This window comes from Methylophaga sp. UBA3613, assembly GCF_002375415.1.
Classification (GTDB): Bacteria; Pseudomonadota; Gammaproteobacteria; order Nitrosococcales; family Methylophagaceae; genus Methylophaga.
The window spans coordinates 112,037-128,171 of record NZ_DFLS01000002.1 but is presented as its reverse complement, the minus strand read 5'-3'; the positions used below and the strand labels follow the sequence as shown (position 1 = coordinate 128,171).

General features: G+C 46.5%; 18 protein-coding genes. 13 read left to right on the top strand and 5 right to left on the bottom strand.

Features of this window, described 5'->3' with window-relative positions:
• Positions 1-2: 2 nt before the first annotated feature.
• Entirely contained in the window at positions 3-941 is a 939-nt protein-coding gene (trxB, locus tag B3S93_RS01070) for a thioredoxin-disulfide reductase (RefSeq protein ID WP_292356572.1), read from the bottom strand.
• Between the two features lie 134 nt (positions 942-1,075).
• Between trxB and B3S93_RS01065 the strand changes: the two genes are divergently transcribed.
• From B3S93_RS01065 to B3S93_RS01055, 3 genes are read left to right on the top strand one after another with little or no spacing between them, the layout of a single operon-like run.
• Positions 1,076-3,379, top strand: coding sequence for a DNA translocase FtsK (locus tag B3S93_RS01065; RefSeq protein WP_292401270.1), 2,304 nt, complete (start codon positions 1,076-1,078; stop codon positions 3,377-3,379).
• Between the two features lie 60 nt (positions 3,380-3,439).
• A complete protein-coding gene (gene lolA / locus B3S93_RS01060; RefSeq protein WP_292401267.1) occupies positions 3,440-4,072 on the top strand; it encodes an outer membrane lipoprotein chaperone LolA in 633 nt (210 codons plus the stop codon).
• The gene (locus B3S93_RS01055; protein ID WP_292401264.1) at positions 4,072-5,394 is read left to right on the top strand and encodes a replication-associated recombination protein A; all 1,323 of its coding nucleotides are present in this window, start codon (positions 4,072-4,074) and stop codon (positions 5,392-5,394) included. The genes lolA and B3S93_RS01055 overlap by 1 nt, the downstream gene beginning before the upstream one ends.
• Positions 5,395-5,400: 6 nt before the next feature.
• On the opposite strand, the gene B3S93_RS01050 is transcribed toward B3S93_RS01055, so the two are convergent.
• From B3S93_RS01050 to B3S93_RS01040, 3 genes are read right to left on the bottom strand one after another with little or no spacing between them, the layout of a single operon-like run.
• Positions 5,401-6,156 carry a class I SAM-dependent methyltransferase gene (locus tag B3S93_RS01050; RefSeq protein WP_292401261.1) on the bottom strand — a complete coding sequence of 252 codons (756 nt, stop codon included), beginning with the start codon at positions 6,154-6,156 and terminating at the stop codon, positions 5,401-5,403.
• A 6-nt stretch (positions 6,157-6,162) separates the two neighbouring features.
• Positions 6,163-7,155 carry a beta-propeller fold lactonase family protein gene (locus B3S93_RS01045; protein ID WP_292356561.1) on the bottom strand — a complete coding sequence of 331 codons (993 nt, stop codon included), beginning with the start codon at positions 7,153-7,155 and terminating at the stop codon, positions 6,163-6,165.
• Positions 7,155-7,718: an SRPBCC family protein gene (locus B3S93_RS01040; RefSeq protein WP_292356559.1), complete on the bottom strand. Its 564-nt coding sequence runs from the start codon at positions 7,716-7,718 to the stop codon at positions 7,155-7,157. Before B3S93_RS01040 ends, B3S93_RS01045 begins: the two co-directional genes overlap by 1 nt.
• A gap of 202 nt (positions 7,719-7,920) precedes the next feature.
• Between B3S93_RS01040 and B3S93_RS01035 the strand changes: the two genes are divergently transcribed.
• From B3S93_RS01035 to hisC, 10 genes are read left to right on the top strand one after another with little or no spacing between them, the layout of a single operon-like run.
• A complete protein-coding gene (locus B3S93_RS01035; RefSeq protein ID WP_014705893.1) occupies positions 7,921-8,727 on the top strand; it encodes an ABC transporter ATP-binding protein in 807 nt (268 codons plus the stop codon).
• Positions 8,724-9,506 carry a lipid asymmetry maintenance ABC transporter permease subunit MlaE gene (gene mlaE, locus B3S93_RS01030; RefSeq protein WP_292356556.1) on the top strand — a complete coding sequence of 261 codons (783 nt, stop codon included), beginning with the start codon at positions 8,724-8,726 and terminating at the stop codon, positions 9,504-9,506. The genes B3S93_RS01035 and mlaE overlap by 4 nt, the downstream gene beginning before the upstream one ends.
• Positions 9,507-9,971: an outer membrane lipid asymmetry maintenance protein MlaD gene (gene mlaD, locus B3S93_RS01025; protein ID WP_292356554.1), complete on the top strand. Its 465-nt coding sequence runs from the start codon at positions 9,507-9,509 to the stop codon at positions 9,969-9,971.
• A 1-nt stretch (position 9,972) separates the two neighbouring features.
• On the top strand, positions 9,973-10,599 hold the full coding sequence (locus B3S93_RS01020) for an MlaC/ttg2D family ABC transporter substrate-binding protein (RefSeq protein ID WP_292356552.1): 627 nt from the start codon (positions 9,973-9,975) through the stop codon (positions 10,597-10,599).
• Positions 10,596-10,892 carry an STAS domain-containing protein gene (locus tag B3S93_RS01015; protein WP_292401258.1) on the top strand — a complete coding sequence of 99 codons (297 nt, stop codon included), beginning with the start codon at positions 10,596-10,598 and terminating at the stop codon, positions 10,890-10,892. The genes B3S93_RS01020 and B3S93_RS01015 overlap by 4 nt, the downstream gene beginning before the upstream one ends.
• Positions 10,893-10,913: 21 nt before the next feature.
• Entirely contained in the window at positions 10,914-11,138 is a 225-nt protein-coding gene (locus B3S93_RS01010; RefSeq protein ID WP_226071530.1) for a BolA family protein, read from the top strand.
• 30 nt (positions 11,139-11,168) lie between these two features.
• On the top strand, positions 11,169-12,455 hold the full coding sequence (gene murA, locus B3S93_RS01005; RefSeq protein ID WP_292356545.1) for a UDP-N-acetylglucosamine 1-carboxyvinyltransferase: 1,287 nt from the start codon (positions 11,169-11,171) through the stop codon (positions 12,453-12,455).
• Between the two features lies 1 nt (position 12,456).
• Positions 12,457-13,092, top strand: a complete 636-nt coding sequence (gene hisG / locus B3S93_RS01000) for an ATP phosphoribosyltransferase (protein WP_300497491.1) — start codon at positions 12,457-12,459, stop codon at positions 13,090-13,092.
• A complete protein-coding gene (gene hisD / locus B3S93_RS00995; protein WP_292356541.1) occupies positions 13,085-14,389 on the top strand; it encodes a histidinol dehydrogenase in 1,305 nt (434 codons plus the stop codon). Before hisG ends, hisD begins: the two co-directional genes overlap by 8 nt.
• A complete protein-coding gene (hisC, locus tag B3S93_RS00990; RefSeq protein ID WP_292401255.1) occupies positions 14,389-15,444 on the top strand; it encodes a histidinol-phosphate transaminase in 1,056 nt (351 codons plus the stop codon). The genes hisD and hisC overlap by 1 nt, the downstream gene beginning before the upstream one ends.
• Here hisC and B3S93_RS00985 read toward each other — a convergent pair.
• Positions 15,441-16,109 carry a DUF4124 domain-containing protein gene (locus tag B3S93_RS00985; protein ID WP_292401252.1) on the bottom strand — a complete coding sequence of 223 codons (669 nt, stop codon included), beginning with the start codon at positions 16,107-16,109 and terminating at the stop codon, positions 15,441-15,443. The genes hisC and B3S93_RS00985 overlap by 4 nt on opposite strands.
• Positions 16,110-16,135 lie beyond the last annotated feature (26 nt).

Sequence of the window (16,135 nt, the reverse complement as noted above, 5' to 3'; positions counted from 1 at the left end):
TTTTATTTTTCACTTTCCAGAAAACGTTCAGCATCCAGCGCTGCCATACAACCAGCTCCGGCTGAGGTAATCGCCTGACGGTAAATCGGATCAGACACATCACCCGCAGCAAATACACCAGGAATACTGGTTTGGGTACCTTTCTTGAGGATAATGTAGTCATGCTGCATTTCCAGCTGACCTTTAAACATCGACGTATTAGGTTGATGGCCGATGGCGATAAAGACACCTTGAACGGCAATTTCCTGAGTATTATCAGTTTCTGTACTCTTTACACGAATACCTGTAACGCCAGCATCATCACCCAGAACTTCATCAAGAGTATGATTCCAGAGAATTTCGACATTTCCGGTTTCGGCTTTTTTCAGTAACTGATTACTGAGAATTTTCTCACTACGGAAGCTATCACGACGATGAATTACGGTAACTTTGGAAGCGATATTAGATAAATATAATGCTTCTTCTACGGCTGTGTTACCGCCACCGATGACGGCAACAGGTTGATTCTTATAGAAGAAACCATCGCAGGTGGCACAGGCTGAAACCCCACGCCCCTTAAAAGCTTCTTCAGAATCCATGCCCAGATATTTTGCTGATGCACCGGTAGCAATGATTAAGGCATCAGCTGTGTACTCTCCGGCATCGCCGGTTAATTTGAACGGCCGCTGGGTTAAATCCGCAGTATGGATATGATCAAAGATAATGTCGGTACCAAAACGTTCTGCATGTTTTTGCATACGCTGCATTAATTCCGGACCTTGCACACCATCGGCATCACCAGGCCAGTTATCGACATCGGTGGTGGTGGTTAACTGACCACCTTGTTCAATACCAGTAATTAAAACGGGTTCCAAAGCAGCACGAGCAGCATAAACCGCGGCCGTATAGCCCGCCGGACCAGAGCCTAAAATCAGTAGTCGGCAGTGTTTGCTGTCCGCCATAAGAGTGTCTCCCAGTATCGAATAAAAAACGAATCGATTAGAGTACCCATTGCTTTGCTTTTGGACAAGCATCAGCTGTTAAAACCTGTGTTAGAATTTGCGCTTAATCAATTGGCTTCATTGGAATTATCACATTGGCACAAGCGACAAAGGCAAACGACAAAAATAAACCGGATGCCACCGCTGGCGCAGTCGGATTCAGACTTCGGGAAGCTGCACTGATTCTGGCGCTGGCACTGGCGGCTTATTTACTTCTGTCTTTATTAACCTACGAACCGACGGATCCTGGGTGGTCAACTACCGGTACTGATGATCTGATCGCGAACCGGGGCGGTATTGTCGGAGCCTGGTTGGCAGATGCTTTGTTGTACGGCTTTGGTTTCCCAGCTTATCTTGCGCCATTTATGGTGGGCTTCAGTGGCTGGCTTTTATTCAGTTGGGGCAAACGTGCGGATGGCGACGATGCGTTACATTTCTGGGTATTGAAATCAGTTGGATTAGTGATGGCCTTGGCTGCAGCCAGTGGCTTGTCTTCCTTGAGTTTAATGGACTATGCCGATTTGTTGCCATTAGGTGCTGGTGGGGTGCTGGGTGAAGTCGTCGGTCATGGTTTTGAATCGGTTTTTGGTGCTTCCGGAACCAGTTTATTGCTATTGGCGCTGCTATTGACCGGGGTAACGTTGTTTACGGGGTTATCTTGGCTGATGGTTATTGATCGTCTCGGTGCGATGGCCATGGTGGTGTTAATTCATGTGGCTCGCTGGAGTCGTGAGCTAAAGGAAAATTTGCAGGTTAGACGCACCCGTCAGCAACGTGAAGAAACGTTTATCGCTCAGAAAGAGAAAATGCAGCACAAGGCCAAAGTCCGAGTTGAGCCAAAGTTGCAGGTAAAAGAACCCAGCAAACGCGAAGAAAAGGAACGTCAGCAACCTTTATTTGAGACACCTGACGCACCAGGTATGCCGACTCTGTCGTTACTGGATCTGCCAAAAGCTGTCACAGCGGGTTATAGCGAAGATGTATTACAAGCGCTATCACGTCTGGTGGAGTTGAAGTTAAAAGACTTCGGCGTGGAAGTGCAGGTGGTCGAGGTTCAGCCCGGTCCGGTAGTCACCCGCTTTGAATTACAGCCTGCAGCTGGTATCAAGGTCAGCCGCATCAGTGGTTTGGCGAAAGATTTGGCCAGAGCCTTATCTATCACCAGTGTGCGTATTGTTGAGATTATTCCGGGTAAACCCTATGTTGGTTTAGAAATTCCCAACGAAATACGTGAAGTAGTTCGGTTACGTGAAATTCTCGCCTGTAGTGATTATGAAAACAGTAAATCACCGCTGGTTATGGCCTTGGGTAAAGATATTGCCGGCCGACCTGTGGTGGCAAACCTTGAAAAAATGCCGCATTTACTGGTGGCGGGCACAACGGGGTCAGGTAAGTCTGTTGCAGTAAATGCCATGATTTTAAGTCTGCTGTATAAAGCCACTCCGAAAGAGGTCCGGCTAATTATGGTAGACCCCAAAATGCTGGAATTATCAATTTATGAAGATATTCCACATTTATTGACGCCGGTCGTCACCGACATGAAAGAAGCCGCCAATGCATTGCGCTGGTGTGTTGCCGAAATGGAACGACGTTATCCGCTGATGGCGGCATTAGGCGTGCGAAATATCGCTGGGTTTAATAAAAAAGTACAGGATGCGATTGATAGTGGTGAACCCATTCCGGATCCAATGGCTGAAGTGTTACCCGGGGAACCGATTCCAACACTGGAAACTTTGCCATTTATCGTGGTGATTATCGACGAACTGGCCGATATGATGATGGTGGTCGGCAAGCAAGTCGAAGAACTGATCGCCCGGCTGGCCCAGAAAGCTCGTGCTGCCGGTATTCATTTGATTCTGGCAACCCAAAGACCATCGGTCGATGTCATTACCGGTTTGATTAAGGCCAATATACCCACACGAATGGCGTTTCAGGTGTCGTCGCGAATTGATTCACGCACTATCCTTGATCAGATGGGAGCAGAGCAGCTATTAGGGCAGGGCGATATGTTATATCTGCCTCCAGGCAGTGGATTGCCAGAACGGGTGCATGGCGCCTTTGTCGATGATCATGAAGTGCATGCTGTGGTGAATTTCCTGAAAACCCAGGGCGGCCCAAATTATCTGGAAGAAATTACTCAGGATAATGCGGATGATGATAGCGAGGGGGGCAGCGGCATTGGTGATGCCAGTGATGGAGAATCTGATCCCCTCTATGATCAAGCGGTGCAGATTGTGACTGAAAGCCGCCGCGCTTCTGTTTCCGGAGTGCAGCGTCGCCTGAAAATCGGCTATAACCGCGCGGCTCGCATTGTAGAAGCGATGGAAGCTGCAGGTGTGGTTTCAGCAATGCAAACCAATGGTAGCCGTGAAGTATTAGCACCCCCTCCGCGTAATTAATGCAATTAGTTAGTAACAGTTGATGTCTTAGTTGTTCCTGAAATGTTTTGGAGTAAAGAAATGATAAAACGCTGTGCAATACAGTGGTTGATGCTTGGGTGGTTAATTCTGCCATCATTGGCATTTGCAGAATCGGCTGTTGATAGGCTCAATACATTTGTTCAGGAGGTCTCTCAGTTGGAAGCGGATTTCCAGCAAACTGTAATTGATACGGATGGACAGGTGGTTGAAGAAGCAACCGGTCAGTTTCTGTTATCCAGGCCCGGTAAATTCCGTTGGGATTATGAAACGCCTTTCCCGCAACAAATCGTGGCGGATGGCGAGCGTATCTGGTTTTACGATGTCGATTTGGAACAAATCACAGTCAAGTTACAGGATGAAGCCTTAGCCGAAACGCCAGCAGGTTTATTATCCGGCAATACCTTGCCAGAAGCGGAATACGATATTCAGGAACTGGAATCGGAAGACGATCTGCAATGGGTTCGACTGGTGCCAAAAGCGGATGACAACAATTACCAGACAGTCGCTTTGGCTTTTGATGAAAAGGGTATTCGTGAAATGCTGATGGTAGACAGTTTTGATCAGCGCACCCGACTGGTGTTTAAAAATCTAAAGATTAATCCTGATTTACCAGCATCAAGATTCGAATTCAAAGCGCCATCGGGTGTTGATGTGGTGGGCGACGTTCCCTAATGAGTCTGTTTGATAATCTGCATCCACAGGTCGGCCGTCCATTGGCTGATCGGATGCGGCCGCAGTCGCTGGATGAATATATCGGTCAGCAACATTTACTGGCCGAGGGGAAGCCCTTAAGACAGGCCATCGCCACAGGCCAGCCGCATTCAATGATCTTCTGGGGCCCTCCAGGAACTGGTAAGACAACGCTGGCACGATTGATCGCTGGTTATTGTGATGCAGAATTTATCAGTATTTCGGCGGTATTGGCCGGGGTTAAAGAAGTTCGTGAAGCTGTTGCCAGAGCCAAACAGTTGCAACAGGAACGTGGTCGACGCACCATGTTGTTTGTCGATGAGGTGCATCGGTTTAATAAGTCGCAGCAGGATGCTTTTCTTCCTTATGTTGAGGACGGCACCTTTACCTTTATCGGTGCCACCACTGAAAACCCGTCATTCGAATTAAATAACGCATTGTTATCGCGGGCACGCGTCTACGTACTCAAATCGCTGGAAATTAATGATTTAAAACTGATCATTGAGCGGGCTATGCAGGATGGTATCCGTGGACTTGCTGGCCGTGATATCGCGATGAGCGATAAGTTACGTGAACAGTTGGCGCAAGCAGCCGATGGGGATGGCCGAAGGGTGCTGAACCTGTTGGAAATCGCCATTGATTTAGCAGACAGTAAACAGCAAACCGAAGTCGATGAGACTGATCTGGCCGAAGTATTATCAGGTACCTTACGACGATTCGATAAGGGTGGAGAAGCTTTTTACGATCAGATCTCGGCATTACATAAATCAGTTCGTGGCTCCTCACCAGACGGAGCGTTGTATTGGTTATGTCGGATGCTGGATGGTGGTTGTGATCCAGTTTATTTGATGCGGCGTATTGTGCGGATGGCGGTTGAAGATATCGGTAATGCTGATCCGCGGGGCTTGCGTATTGCGTTGGATGCCTGGGAAAGCTTTGATAAACTGGGTCGTCCTGAAGGCGAACTGGCGATTGCTCAAGCGGTGGTCTATCTGGCCAGTGCACCAAAAAGTAATGCTGTATATACCGCTTTTAAAGCGGCGATGCAGGATGCCAGGAACTTTGGTTCAGCCGAAGTGCCTTTGCATTTGCGTAATGCCCCGACCAAGTTAATGAAAGAGCTGGATTACGGTAAGGAATACCGTTACGCCCATGATGAGCCGGATGCATATGCGGCGGGAGAAAACTATTTTCCGGAAACTATGCCGCAGCGACACTATTATCAGCCGGTCAACCGTGGTCTGGAAATCAAAATTGCCGAAAAACTGGCGCATCTGAGAGAACTGGATAAACAACGACGCTAACGGCAATTAACCAGTATAAATATCGTAACGGGTATTTTTACTTTCAATGCTGACGTGTGGTTTTTGATCTGCGAAAAATTCAGCACCTTTTGGTCGTTTAACGGTTACCCGTTTTAACGCAACTTTACGTGCAATATTGAGTAACTCGGCACTATTACTATCGGGGCCGACCAGCTGATGTAAAAGCTGCATTTCCTTTTTGACCAGAGCCGATTTTTCTCGTGCTGGATACATCGGATCCAGATAAACCACATCCGGTCTTTCTGCTTCGCTAAGGCTGGCTAAATACTTCGTAGCATCGCTCTGGTGTAACTGCATGCGCGAGATAATTTGTGCCGTCTCTGCATCTGTCTCTGCACGTTGCATCGCATCGGACAATAGGGCTGCTACAAGTGGTTGCTGTTCAAGCATTGTCACCTGACAACCGAGGCTGGCAAATACAAAAGCATCCCTGCCAAAACCGGCAGTTGCATCGATGATAATTGGATTCGCGCCGTTTTTAAGGCCTACAGCTTTTGCCAGTGGCTGACCCCGACCACCACCAAATTGACGTCGGTGCTGATTTTTACCGCTAACAAAATCGATAAAAACGGGCCCCCCCAGCTGGGGATAACGAATTTCCAGTCGGTTAGGCGTTAAAATCAGCTGGGCTTTTTCTGCATCAGGCAACATTAATTCAAGATTAAGTTGCTCAGCCAGTAAGGCCGCTCTATTGCTTAACGTGGCGTCAGTTACAGCCAGGGAAGTTATCTGAATTGTCACAACAGATTATTGACTGATAATAAAATCACCAAAAGCACGGCTGCCTTTTCCAGTTTTAACATCAGTAATACGTTTGCCCGTAGTCGTGTCAATGATGGATACACTGTCACTACCCCAGTTGGAAACGTAGAGATGTTTACCATTGGCCGTTATATCAATACCTTCCGGACTGTCTTCTACATCAATGGTATTAATATTCTTCTGTGTAGCAATGTCTATCACGGATACGCTGTTTTCATCCTGATTGGTCACATAGAGAAACTTGCCATCAGGGCTAGCCACCGCACAATAGGGCCATTCACCAACCTCGATTGTGGACGTTGCTGTCAAGTTATGAGTATCAATCATCGTCACACTGTTATCTTGAACATTTACGCTGAAAAGCCGTTGTCCGTCCGTCGTTAATGCAAGACCAAACGGGGATTTGCCAACATTTACGATTTCCAGAACCTGTTCAGTAATAGTGTCGATGATGCTGACAGTATTGTCATCACGGTTAGCAACATATAATCGGTTACGTGATTCATCGAGGATAATACCTGCAGGTGATTTCCCTACGTTGATACGATGACGGATTTGTTGTTCATCGACGTCGACGATACTGATTTTATGTTCGTACCAGTCAGCAACATAAGCAATGCTGCCATCATGGTTAGTGGCGATACCGACCGGTCCCTGACCGACTGGAATCTGGCTGATTTCAGTTAATTTACGTGCATCAATAACGGAAATATTCTGGCTGTCAGGATTGGTAATCAGTACTCGATTTCCGTTCTGACTTAATGCCACTCCCGCCGGCGCCTTGCCGGCCTTAATCGTGCTGACTACTTGCCGCTCATTTATATCAATCACCGTTATGTCATCACTGAGCTGGTTGGTGATAAAGGCATAGTCAGTTTTTTCTGCACAGGCGCTTAACGAAATCGTTGCAAACATAAAAAAAGCGACCCGATTAAGGGCCGCTTTCAGAAAAGCATTTTTGTCGTTCGAAAAAAGCATTATTTTTCCATAATGTTTTTCAGGTTTTCCAAACCGCTTTTATACACAGCAGTTACAGCTTCAACCGCTTCAGCATCAGACTGACCTTCTGGTACTGGTGGGTTATCCATGAAAGAACGATAGAATTTACCGCGCCATCTTACTTCAGTTCCACCATCTACTTCATTAACATACATCCATGATTTGTAGGTAGAAACGGGCAAGGTGTAATAAGGTGTATCTTGACTGTTAAACGTAATGGTTTTAACGACGCTCATATCAGTGATCTTGTAAATCAAGGTCATTTTTTCGTCGTTAATTTTATCCAGCTCTTCGGTAATAGTTGGGTTGCCTTCGCTTTTCAATGTTAAAACACGAACCTTATCGTCCTTCATTTCAACACTTTCAACTGCTGGATGCCATTTATCAATGGCGCTAAAATCTTTGAGCATGCTCCAGACTTTTTCAGGTGAAGCATTAATCACTATTTTCTCATCAACTTCCTGACGAGTAGGGCCGTGCGCTGTGGCTACCAAAGGTAAGGCGATAACTGCGGCTGCAACGATTTGCAAAAATTTCTTCATTCTTAAATTTCTCCGTTTGATCGGTGGTTTACCAAAATATCTGCAGGAACTTTGAGTCAATACCCATGGAACTAGTTCCTCAAACTTAACATGGCGACAACACTTTAGCCGATACAGAATGGTTTTTCCACACAGCGATTTGACTTACCAACAGCGATTCAAGAAAATTACCGATCTTTATATCTAATATCGGCAGTAAAAAATGGCGCCACTGATAAAAATCAGGGATTTGTATTTTAACCGTGGAGACAAAGTTATCTTCAGCGGTGTAGATATTGATATCTACCAAGGTAAGGTAACCGCTATCATGGGGCCGAGTGGTACAGGTAAAACCACGCTGCTTAAACTGATTGGCGGTCAGCTTAAACCGGATCGCGGTACTGTTGAAGTTGATGGCCAAAATGTCCACAAGCTTTCTCATTCCAAGCTCTATGAATTGCGCAAGCGCATGGGAATGTTGTTTCAAAGTGGTGCCTTGCTGACCGATCTCAATGTTTTTGAAAATGTTGCTTTTCCATTACGTGAACATTCCAGGTTGCCCGAATCAATGATTCGTGATTTGGTATTGATGAAACTCCAGGCCGTGGGCTTAAGAAATGCCCGGGAAATGATGCCTGCTGAGTTATCTGGCGGTATGGCGCGCCGAGTTGCTCTGGCACGGGCCGTCACACTAGACCCAATGATGATTATGTACGATGAGCCATTTACCGGACAGGATCCCATTTCAATGGGTACACTGGTGAATCTAATACGCCGCATCAACGATGCAATGGGACTGACCAGTATTATCGTGTCACATGATGTCGCTGAAACCACCAAGATCGCTGATGAAATTTATCTGTTGTCCGGCGGAAAGGTCATTGAGAAAGGTAATCCCGAAACGCTGAAAACTTCTGGCTCGGAATGGGTGAAGCAATTTTTACAGGGTTTACCAGATGGACCTGTTCCGTTTCATTACCCGGGTAATGACTTTAAAAATGATCTGTTGAATTCAAAGGAAACACAATGATCGAGCTGCTGCGCAGCCTTGGTCGCTGGGGACTAGATACCTTTCAGCGACTTGGACGGGGCCATTTGTTCTTAGTGCAGATGCTGGCAGGGATTCCAAGCTCGGTATTCCGCTTTTCACTGGTTGTTCAGCAATTATTTTATGTCGGTGTTTTATCAATACTCATCATACTGATATCCGGCTTATTTGTGGGCATGGTTCTTGGTCTTCAGGGCTATAATACGCTGGTAGATTTTGGTGCTGAAGAATCTTTAGGTGTGCTTGTTTCATTATCATTAGTCAGAGAGCTTGGCCCGGTTGTCAGTGCGTTACTGTTTGCCGGTCGAGCTGGCTCGGCCCTGACGGCTGAAATTGGTTTGATGAAAAGTACAGAACAGTTATCAGGTATGGAAATGATGGCTGTTGACCCGATGCGCCGTATCGTTGCTCCAAGATTTTTAGCGGGTCTTATATCCATGCCATTACTGGCAGCTATATTCAGTGCTGTAGGAATATTTGGCGCTTTTTTAGTTGGACATGGCCTGCTCGGTGTCGATGATGGTGCTTTCTGGTCACAGATGCAGGCTAAAACTGACTGGTATGAAGATATCCTGAACGGGGTAATAAAAAGTATTGTCTTTGGTTTTGTCGTGACATGGATTGCTCTGTTTGAAGGTTATGATGCCTCACCAACTTCGGAAGGTGTGGGGCGCGCCACAACGCGGACAGTTGTCCATTCCGCTTTCGCTATTCTCGGCCTGGACTTTGTTCTGACTGCGTTGATGTTTGGAGATGTGTAAATGAATTCGAAAAGAAGTACCGAAATTATGGTCGGCTTGTTTGTCGCAGCTGGCATGGCAGCCTTATTTGTGTTGGCGATGAAGGTCAGTAATCTTGGTGATATTACGGATGAAAAAGGCTATGAAGTCGTCGCCAATTTTCAGAATATTGGTGGATTGAAACCACGATCTCCAGTGACGATGGCAGGCGTAAGAGTTGGTCGTGTAACATCAATATCTCTGGATCCTGACACCTATGATGCAAAAGTCACCATTAATATCTATCCACAATATGACAACATTCCGATAGATACCTCTGCCAGCATCTTTACTGCAGGTTTGCTGGGAGAGCAATACATCAGTTTGTCACCAGGTGCGGATGATTTCTTCCTGGAAGACGGTGATGTGATTGATTTGACTCAACCAGCGGTGGTATTGGAGCAGGTAATTGGACAATTCTTGTACAGTACAGCGGAAGGTGAATAAGATGATTAAATTTAAACAGGTGTCTCTCCAGTTAATGTCAGCATTTTTGCTGGGCATGCTGGCGTTCAGCGCATCCGCTCAGGCGATGCCGGAGCCACAGGCTTTAGTGAAAGAAGCCTCAGACAACATGCTGAAAGCTCTGAAGGATAATGAAGCTGAACTGGAAACCAATCCGCAGAAAATCTATACGCTGGTACAGGATATCCTGTTTCCACATTTCGATTTCGAGCGTATGGCCAAATTGGCATTAGGTCGAAGCTGGCGTGATGCTTCAGCTGAACAACAGGCCCAATTTGTCGAAGAATTCCGTTTGTTACTGGTCAGAACCTACGCTACGGCAATGCTGGAATACACTAACGAAGAAATTCGCTTTCTGCCTTTTCGCGATGACTTGAAAAAGGGGCGGGTAGATGTACCAATGGAAGTGGTACAACCAAACGGTCCATCTGTTCCGATGGCATTATCACTTTATAAAAACAAGAACGATGAATGGAAAGTTTATGATGTCAAAATTGAAGGCATCAGTCTGGTGACGAATTACCGTTCATCATTTAACCGTGATATTAGAACCAGCGGAATGGATGCCTTGATTGAAAATCTTGCTAAACGCAATGATAAAGCCAGATGATGAAGCTCATTTTTGACGATGCTACCAAACGTATCCTGGTCTCCGGTGAGTTGACTTTTGATACCGCTGCCAGCGGTATCGATATGACGGATCAATTGTTTGCCGAAGTGGATCCGCTTGATGTTGATTTAAGTGAAGTCAGTCGTAGTGACAGTGCCGGCCTGGCTTTACTGATCGAATGGATGCGTCAGGCTGAAAAATTAGACAAGCCGATTCGTTATTTTAATATGCCGGCACAGATGCTGGCGATGGCAGAAGCAAGCGGATTGGAAGAACTTCTTCCTCTGCAATAACTATAATTTAAGTGGTGAAACATGAAAGCAGCAGATATCAAAGCAATGATTGAAGCAGGCTTACCTGATGCTGATGTTGAAGTGTTTGGTGAAGATGGCCAGCATTTTGATGCCCGGGTTTTTAGTCCGTCATTTTCTGGAAAAAGCCTGATAGAACAACACCGTATGGTCAAAGCAACTTTGGGTGACAGCTTCAGTAGTGGTGCTGTACACGCATTGTCACTGAAAACGGGCGTCTCTCGCTAATCCATTCCCTTATTCTTCCAGAGCAAATTCATGGACAAATTAATCATTAAAGGTGGTGTCGCGCTGGATGGCGAGATCCGTATTTCCGGTGCCAAAAATGCTGCGTTGCCGATTCTGATGGGCGCGTTGTTAGCTGATTCGCCAGTACGTATTGGCAATGTGCCACATTTACATGACATTACAACCACACTTGAGTTGTTAGGCCGTATGGGGGTAACACTCACCGTTGATGAACGTTCGGGAGTGTTAATTGACCCTTCGACGCTGACGATTACCGAAGCTGCTTATGACTTGGTCAAAACCATGCGGGCATCGATTCTGGTGCTGGGACCTTTACTGGCCCGTTTCGGTAAAGCGGATGTCTCTTTGCCGGGTGGTTGTGCGATTGGTTCGCGTCCTGTGGATTTGCATTTGCGTGGTCTGGAGCAAATGGGCGCAGAAATTAAAGTAGAAAACGGTTATATCCGAGCCACCAGTGGTCAAGGTCTCAAGGGTGCCCATATCTTTATGGATCAGGTCACGGTAACCGGTACTGAAAACCTGATGATGGCGGCAACGCTGGCAAAAGGTACAACCATAATTGAAAATGCGGCGCGAGAACCTGAAGTAGTTGACTTGGCCAAATACTTGAACCAAATGGGCGCGAAAATTACCGGTGCCGGTTCGACAACGATTCAGATTGAAGGGGTCGAAAAACTCAACGGTACTCATTATGCGATTCTTCCGGATCGTATTGAAACAGGTACTTATCTGGTGGCGGCAGCAATTACACGTGGTCGTGTCAAACTGAAGGATACCGATGCCAATCAGTTGGAAGCGGTTTTGCTCAAGCTGGAAGAAGCTGGAGCAAAAATTGAAATTGGTGAGGATTGGATCACGTTGGATATGGAAGGCAGACGTCCTAAAGCAGTCAATATCCGAACCGCACCTTATCCAGCCTTCCCAACGGATATGCAGGCTCAGTTCACTGCGTTGAACAGTATTGCTGATGGGCAGGCCACTATTGTCGAAACCGTTTTTGAAAATCGCTTTATGCATGTGCAGGAAATGCAGCGTATGGGCGCAAATCTGCAAATTGAAGGCAACACAGTGGTATGCAAGGGACAGGAAAAGCTCACTGCAGCCCCGGTGATGGCAACTGATTTGCGGGCATCAGCCTGTCTGGTGTTGGCAGCTCTGGTGGCTGAAGGAGAAACCCAGGTCGAGCGAATTTATCACATTGATCGTGGTTATGAATGTATAGAAGAAAAACTGCAGCAATTAGGTGCTCGCATCCGCCGTATCCCAACCCAGGCAAGGGTGGCCTCTAATGGCTGAAATGATAACGCTGGCTCTGTCCAAGGGACGTATCTTTGAGGAAACCCTACCGCTTTTAAAGGCGGCTGGTATTGAGCCACTGGATGACCCTGAAAAAAGCCGCAAGCTGATTCTGGAAACCAATCTACCGGATGTCCGACTCATTATTGTGCGTGCCTCAGATGTTCCTACTTATGTTGAATATGGTGGTGCTGATCTGGGCGTGGCAGGTAAAGATGTCTTGATGGAACATCCGGAAGCCGAGCTTTACGAGCCGGTTGATTTGAATATCGCACGCTGCAAACTGATGACGGCCGGCAAAAAAGATGCTGAAGAACCACAGGGCCGTTTAAAAGTGGCAACCAAGTTCGTGGAAAGCACCAAGCGTTTTTATGCCGAGCAGGGCCAGCAAGTAGAGATTATCAAGCTTTATGGCTCCATGGAACTGGCACCGCTTGTGGGTATGGCGGATCGGATTGTCGATGTGGTGGATACGGGTAATACGTTACGAGCTAATGGTTTGATACCAATGGAACATATCGCGGATATTAGTTCGCGATTGGTGGTCAATAAGGCATCCATGAAAACCAAACATGCGCGGATCCAGCAATTTATTGAGCAGATCCGCAAAGCAGTAAAAGAGCAGGCAAATGATTGAAATAAGTGAATTGAATTTCCAGCAGGCTGATTTCTGGCCAATGCTTTCCGAGTTGTTGGCCTGGGAAGGTGTTTCTGATGCGGCAATAACCGACACAGTTAGAAATATTCTGGCAGATGTTAAACAGCGTGGTGATCAGGCAGTAGTTGAATACAGCCAACGATTTGATCGGGTAAAAGCAACTGCTATGGCGGAACTGGAAATTCCATTGGAACGGGCTGCAGCGGCATTGGAATCTATCCCTGCTGCACAACGTCAGGCGTTGGAAAAAGCTGCAGAACGTGTACGTCAGTACCATGAACACCAGAAACAGGAATCCTGGCATTACGTAGAGGCTGATGGCACCTTATTAGGTCAACAAGTTACGCCATTGGATCGGGCTGGGCTGTATGTGCCTGGTGGTAAAGCTGCCTATCCTTCATCTGTGTTGATGAATGCTATTCCAGCCAAAGTCGCAGGGGTTCAGGAATTAATCATGGTGGTACCTACACCGGATGATGAAGTAAATGATCTGGTTTTAGCGGCTGCAGCGATTGCTGGTGTTGATCGCATTTTTGCAATTGGTGGTGCGCAGGCTGTTGCGGCATTGGCTTATGGTACAGAAACGATTCCACAGGTCGATAAAATTGTCGGCCCGGGCAATATCTTTGTGGCGACAGCAAAAGGCATGGTGTTCGGTACTGTTGGCATCGATATGATTGCCGGACCATCAGAAATTCTGGTGATTTGTGATGGCAAGACCGATCCTGACTGGATTGCCATGGATCTGTTTTCTCAAGCTGAACATGACGAAGATGCTCAATCGATACTGATTTCTCCTGATGCAGCGTTTCTACAGAAGGTGAAAGAATCCATTGCACGTTTGCTACCTACCATGGAACGCAAGGCCATTATTGAAACGTCACTGAATAACCGTGGTGCAATGATTCTGGTCGAGGATATGCAGCAGGCGATAGAAGTCTGCAATTATATTGCGCCAGAACATTTGGAATTGTCTGTTGATGAACCGATGGAAATGGCCAAAAAAATACGTCATGCCGGTGCAATTTTTATGGGACGTTATACGCCTGAAGCATTAGGTGATTACTGTGCCGGACCAAACCATGTATTGCCGACATCCCGAACTGCCCGTTTCAGTTCTCCCCTGGGCGTCTATGACTTTCAAAAACGTTCCAGCCTGATTCAGGTCTCACCACAAGGCGCTCAAAGCCTGGGGCAAGTTGCATCGGTGCTGGCGCGCGGTGAAAGTCTGACAGCACATGCTCGCAGTGCTGAGTATCGGTTACAGGAAAAATAATGAGCCGTTTCTGGAGTAATTTTGTTCATTCATTAGAACCTTATGTGCCGGGTGAACAACCGCGCGGCCATAATCTGGTTAAGCTCAATACCAATGAAAACCCGTTTGGTCCTTCACCCAAAGTACTGGAAGCCATTCGCATGGCTACAACCGAGCGTTTACGTTTGTATCCTGTTCCTGATGGTGGCCCGTTAAAACAGGCAATTGCTGATTACCATAAGGTGCCAGCTGAAAGTGTGTTTGTTGGCAATGGTTCGGATGAAGTCTTGGCACATGTGTTTAATGCTTTTTTCAAGCATGGAAAGCCGATTTTATTTCCGGATATCACTTATAGTTTCTATCCGGTGTATTGTCAGTTATATGAGATTGATTCGGAGTTAGTGCCGTTGAATGCTGACTTTGCAATCGATATCACTGATTACGAACGAGATAACGGCGGTATTATACTGCCCAATCCCAATGCCCCGACCGGCTGTTTATTATCACTGGACGATATTCGTCGGCTGGTGGAAATGAACCGCGACACGGTGGTGGTCATTGATGAGGCGTACATCGATTTTGGTGGAGAAACAGCTATTCCGCTAACTCAGCGTTTCCCTAATCTGCTGGTCACACAAACTCTATCTAAGTCACGTTCCTTGGCAGGTATGCGTATTGGCTTTGCGGTAGGTCATCCAGAGTTGATTGAAGCACTGGTTAGGATAAAGGATAGCTTTAATTCCTATCCGCTAGATAGTCTGGCGATTGCAGCGGGCGTTGCAGCCTATCAGGATGAAACCTACTTTAAACAATGTCAGCAACAGGTTATTACCGAGCGAGAATGGCTAACCCAGTCTATGACAGAATTGGGTTTTGAGGTTTTGCCTTCGGCGGCGAATTTTGTGTTTGCCAGACATCCACAACACGATGCTGCAACAGTAGCGGCGGGCTTGCGGGAAAAAGGGGTGATTGTTCGCCACTTTAACAAGCCGAGAATTGATCAGTTTTTACGAATCAGTATTGGCAATCACACTGAAAATCAATTATTGATGAGCCAACTGGATTTGCTGGTTTAATCTTCTGCCGCGGTTCCCAACAGCTCACCCAGGCGCTGACGATCCAGTTCATATTGCATATTAAGCGTATCAATTTCAGTTTGTAACTGTTGAATGCTGGACTGATTATTATCAAGTTCCTGTTGCGCAGCTTGCAGGCGACTTTGCAGATTGGCACTGAGACCCATACCACTTAATTCATTATCGGCAGCTTGCTGTTGCACCTGCTGTAATCGTTGCTGTAAACCCTTACGCTTCTTTTTTAATATTTCGATACGTTTTTCTCGGTATTGCAGGTCTTTGTTACGTTCATTAAGCAAATCCTGTTCGGATTGATAGGCAGAAAGCAGGTTATGATCATAAATAGCCTGTTTACGCCGTTTTTCGGCTTCTATTCTGGCGGCTTCTTCAGCCTGTTTTTGTTGCTCGAGCTCCAGTTTTTTCTGTATTTCCCGCTCAGCTATTTCCGCTTCAGTCGGTGCAGGGGGAACCCGTTCAATCACCCGCATCGTTTTCTCATCCAGAATATCGTAACCTTGTTGAGCAACTTCTGCCGGTAGGGTTTTGCTTATAGTGGGTATACCGTTTTCGTCAGTAAAACGGTACAGTTGAGCCGCTGATACGGTTGTGGCAATTAATAATGTTGCGCTGAGCATCGAAGCCGCTACAAAGCGTATTGAAATCATTATGTTTTCCCAGAGAGCCTTATTAA